The following is a 4593-nucleotide window of genomic DNA, read 5'->3' as shown; positions in this document are numbered from 1 at the left end:
AGGCGCTTTGCTGCCCTGGGGCTCCTGCACCATTTTGATGATATGTGCCAGCACAGTATCGCCACCCACTTTAGCGGCTGTGAACTGAAAACTGCCTTTTTGATTAATGGTACCGGCAAACACTTTTTTTCCTTTAGTTTTTTCAACCGGCACCGGCTCTCCGCTGATCATGCTCTCATCCACAAAAGAATTGCCGGCGATCACTGTTCCGTCTACCGCTATTCTTTCTCCGGGCTTTACCAGCAAGGTTGTGCCCACGGTTACACCGGCAACAGGCATTTGCGCCTGCTGACCGCCTTCATGTATCACGGTAACGGTTTTGGGTTGTAAGCCCATGAGCTTTTTTATGGCAGATGAAGTATTTCCCTTCGCCTTTCCTTCCAGCAATTTGCCCAGCAGAATAAACGTGATGATCACCGCGGCAGCTTCAAAATACACATGCGCATGCAATCCCCGGCTGTGCCAGTAAGCAGGAAATAAAGTATTGAAAGTGCTGAACAAATAAGCAACCCCGGTGCTCAATGCAACGAGGGTGTCCATATTGGCAGAGAAATGCTTTGCCTGTTTCCATGCACCCACGAAGAATTGTTTCCCAAAAATAAAAATGACCGGTGTGCTCAATGCCCACATGATATAGTTAGCGTAGGGTAAATTCATAAAGAACATACCTATTATTACAACAGGCGTGGACAAAACGGCTGCCGTAATGGTCTTTGCCCTGAGCGCTTTGTATTGTTTTTGCTGCAGTGCTTCGAGCGCATCTCCCGCCTCTTCACTTTCATCGATCACCAGGTCGTACCCTATGCCCTGTAATGCAGTTTTTAACTGCGCAGGACCGGTAACTGTTGGAATGTATTCCACCAGCGCCTTTCCGTTGGCGTAGTTGACCGCTGCGCTTACAACGCCGGCCTGATTTTGTAAAATGGTTTCGGAACTTGCGGCACAGGAAGCGCAGCTCATATTAAGTACCGGAAAATCTTTCTTTACGGTAGCCACTTCATAGCCCAGATCACGAATGGCCTTAACAGCCCGTGGCAATATTTCCACCGCATTACCTGTATCAATAACCGCTCTTTTGTTGTTCAGCTCTACTTTGTGCGCGGTAATACCTCCTATCCTGCTCAGGCCCTTATCAACGATCAATGCGCAATGCTCACTGTCTACTCCTGCCAAAGGTAAATTATACTCATGGTTCCCCGTATTCATCTTTCCGTGAATTTAATGGCACAAAGCTCCTGCTTATATCACAGCCTCTGTTACATTGTTATGGATAAATTGTACATCTGTTTGCCGCGCAGCTCATTTGTGAATGGCATCAATGGCTTTGCGGTGCGGAGCTCCCAGCTGCTTGAATCGGGTAGGTGTCATGCCCGTTAATTTTTTGAACTGGTTGCTCAAATGCTGTGTGCTGCTGTAGCCCAGGTTAAAAGCGATCTGGCTTAAAGACAGCTCATTGTACATAAGCCATTCCTTCACCTTTTCTATTTTTTGCAAAATGAAGAATTGCTCGATGGTGATGCCTTCCACCTCCGAGAATAATTTACTGAGTGCAGAATAGTCTTTGAATATCTTTTTGCCAAGAAATTTGCTTATGCTGAAATGATCCTCCACGCTTCCCTCCTGTACTTTGCCGATCAGCAGGTTCTTTATTTTTTCTATCTGTTGCATTTTCTGATCATCCAGTAATTCAAACCCGTTTTTCTTCAGATCGGCAGAGAACTGTTCCAACTTGCTTTTACCCGGGTCCTTTGTTAATTCCACTTCTCCAAGACGTATATAGCGGGCCGGCAGATTATTGTTCTTCAACATTTGCTCCACCGAACTGATACAACGCGGACAAACCATATTTTTAATGATCAGTTTCATTGGTTATAATTTTTGTTCCCATACCATTTAGTATGAAAATAAAGTGAACAGGCAATAGTGAACAGGCAACAGGCAGCAGTGATTCACCATTCACAATTCACCATTCACAATTCACCACTCACCACTCACTATTCACCACTCACCACTCACTATTCACCACCTCTCACGTTTGACGCAGCTACCCGACAACAGTAATCACCTCATTTGGCTTGCCCAGCAAGCGGCTAACCGGACAAGCCTTGGCTATCTGTAATAATCTTTTCTTCTGATCTTCATTAATATCACCATTTACATTTACCTCACAATAAAATGTATTTGGCGCCCCGGGTACTTCACCCCGCACCAGGTTTGCCTTCACATTGATCACGTCCACTTTCCATTGCTTGCGCTGCACATACATGCGCAGCGTAATGGCCTTACACGATGCGAGGGCTATACACAGGTAATCGCCCGGTGCAGGACCGGCGTTCCGCCCCCCCACTGACTTCAGCTCGTCGGCTACCCAGGCATGTTCACCAGACCGTACAGGGGTAGTATACAGTTCTCCTTTATTTTCCGCTTCCCCGGAAGCGATGATCTTTTTGTTGTTCAACAGCGTCGTTTTTTTATTGGTCAGATCCATTCCACACATCTGCATAGTCGGCCGGGCGCCGCCTGAACTGCGCATGCACATAGGGGCAAAGTGGTATGACCTTCAACCCGTTTTTCCGGGCATGATCCACCATAGCCGTCAGCAACTGCTTTGCCAGGCCTTTACCTTCCGCTTTTGGCAGCACTTCAGTATGGTACACTGTTAGTAAGCCGTTGGAAATGCTTACTACCATTTCCGCTACCTGTTCTTCTTCATCTGAAATATAAAAATGCCCGTGCCCTTTTTCGTCCAGTTGCAGTTTAACATCCTCCATAACTTTTTTTTAAGCGTTAAATATTAAAACCCCGGGTTATCAAAGCATGTTATTCGCTTTCTTCATTACCCGCCAAAATCCTTTCAATGCGTATATCGGGAATAAACCAGATGATGGCAACCAACAGGTAAAGCATTAAGCTGATGGTTGTGGTTATAAATGCCGAACCGATGGCCACGGCATAAATCAAAACACACAGCTTGCTTTTTCTGTCCCGGCCGAAGGCCCTGGAAAGCTTACTTTCTTTCCCCTCCCGTTTCATGAGTATTGCCGCCAAAATGGTATAAGCAATGGCATTCATGATCAAAACAATACCATATAATACAACGGGCCATTTTGTAAAATGATTTTCACCCATCCAGTCGGTTACAAACGGGATTAAAGACAGCCAAAAAAGCAAATGCAGGTTGGCCCACAGTACCGTACCATTGATCTTTTCTACGGCAAACAGCATGTGATGGTGGTTGTTCCAGTAAATACCCACATAAATAAAGCTGAGCATGTAGCTCATCAGCACCGGCCAAAGCGGTTTAAGCCCGGCAATATTATCGGTATGCGGAACCTTCAGTTCTAAAACCATAATGGTTATAATAATGGCAATAACACCATCGCTGAACGCTTCTAAGCGACCTTTATGCATATAAAGTATTTATTCCGGAGAAGCGGGTACTAAATCTTTGATATCCTTACAGAACCAATTTTCCGTTTTCAAATTTCGGCATTTTTACAATTGCTTTGAATAAAATAAATAAGCAGCATATTGCTTTCTGTTCTACAACAGAAGACTTCTGTGTATTTTCTCTCCAATCAAAGTACCATATTTTCAGTCCAGATTAAGCCGCCGATCTCAGATGGCGTTAACCGGTAGTTCCCTGCCGGCAGGTTGCCAGCGGTATCATCCGGGATACCAACTTATTTTATTTTTTGCTCCTGAAGGTTTGTTAAATATAAAAACACGCAGGCTGATTTATTTCTTTAATGAACGCTGCAAAATATTTTTTCTGTGCAGTATCCCCCACTTCCTTAACGATTCAATTACCCCGTTAAGCGATTTACTGTGCGGTGTTAAGGTATACGTAACTTTAACAGGATAAGCGTCTTCCACTGTTCGTTTTACAAGCCCGTTTATTTCAAGGTCGCGCAGTTCCTTGGATAACATCCTGTCGGTAATGCCATGAACCTCTTTCGATATTTCCCCGAAACGCTTTTCGCCGAAGGTTAACGCTACAATAATGGGAAGTTTCCATTTACCGTTCAAAACATTGAGTGCATCACGTATCGGGCGCAACATTCCCATACATTCCGGGTGCACGGGCTCAGCCGTTTTTTTTATTGATTTTTGTTTTGCTATCATAAAGTATAATGCTATACAATAGTATAGTACTTACAAAGGTATAGTAAATAATGGTAAATTTGCGTCATCAAACCGAAAGGGTATATTTCAATTTTTTTCGCAGGTCTGCTTTTGAACAAATGTTCTGACAAACAACAGATTGCGGAAACTCAGCAACAAATTAAAGCTGAAATGTACAACAATAAAGCAATTACCATGACCATCAAAAGAAAGCCAATTGACGTTCAAACGCCTCAGCCCCGCCCGGGATTTTTGGGGGCAGGACACACCGCCCGTGCGGTGGTTCAGAGCAACTACATACAAAGCGACCCCTTCATTATACTAATGGATGATATGCTTGATAAGAAAGACGAAGTGCCGGCTGGTGGTCCGCATCCACATGCCGGATTTGAGACCGTTAGCCTGTTGATCGAAGGCGAAATGGGTGATGGCGATCATAAAATGGAAACCGGCGATTTTCAAATAATG

The 4593-nt window shown here is 44.5% G+C and carries 6 protein-coding genes and 1 pseudogene; 1 reads left to right on the top strand and 6 read right to left on the bottom strand.

What is annotated here, in order from left to right:
* The 6 genes from PLH26_RS20415 to PLH26_RS20390 form a co-directional block, all read right to left on the bottom strand.
* Positions 1 to 1206, bottom strand: a 1206-nt coding sequence (locus PLH26_RS20415) for a heavy metal translocating P-type ATPase (RefSeq protein WP_324587869.1), incomplete at its 3' end; no start/stop codon positions are given.
* 93 nt (positions 1207 to 1299) lie between these two features.
* Complete coding sequence (locus PLH26_RS20410) at positions 1300 to 1866, bottom strand: helix-turn-helix domain-containing protein (RefSeq protein WP_324587868.1); 567 nt, start codon at positions 1864 to 1866, stop codon at positions 1300 to 1302.
* Positions 1867 to 2044: 178 nt separating this feature from the next.
* Positions 2045 to 2458, bottom strand: a complete 414-nt coding sequence (locus PLH26_RS20405; RefSeq protein ID WP_324587867.1) for an OsmC family protein — start codon at positions 2456 to 2458, stop codon at positions 2045 to 2047.
* 13 nt (positions 2459 to 2471) lie between these two features.
* A complete protein-coding gene (locus PLH26_RS20400; protein ID WP_324587866.1) occupies positions 2472 to 2771 on the bottom strand; it encodes a GNAT family N-acetyltransferase in 300 nt (99 codons plus the stop codon).
* 49 nt (positions 2772 to 2820) lie between these two features.
* Positions 2821 to 3411, bottom strand: a complete 591-nt coding sequence (locus tag PLH26_RS20395) for a TMEM175 family protein (RefSeq protein WP_324587865.1) — start codon at positions 3409 to 3411, stop codon at positions 2821 to 2823.
* Between the two features lie 327 nt (positions 3412 to 3738).
* Complete coding sequence (locus PLH26_RS20390; protein WP_324587864.1) at positions 3739 to 4125, bottom strand: winged helix-turn-helix transcriptional regulator; 387 nt, start codon at positions 4123 to 4125, stop codon at positions 3739 to 3741.
* Between the two features lie 171 nt (positions 4126 to 4296).
* Here PLH26_RS20390 and PLH26_RS20385 point away from each other — a divergent pair.
* A pseudogene (locus tag PLH26_RS20385) lies at positions 4297 to 4593 on the top strand (pirin family protein); the annotation flags it as partial.

Origin of the sequence: Agriterribacter sp., assembly GCF_035444585.1 — a bacterium.
In the GTDB taxonomy this organism is placed as follows: domain Bacteria; phylum Bacteroidota; class Bacteroidia; order Chitinophagales; family Chitinophagaceae; genus Agriterribacter.
The sequence above is the reverse complement of the archived record's forward strand: the minus strand, read 5'-3'. Positions and strand labels throughout refer to the sequence as shown.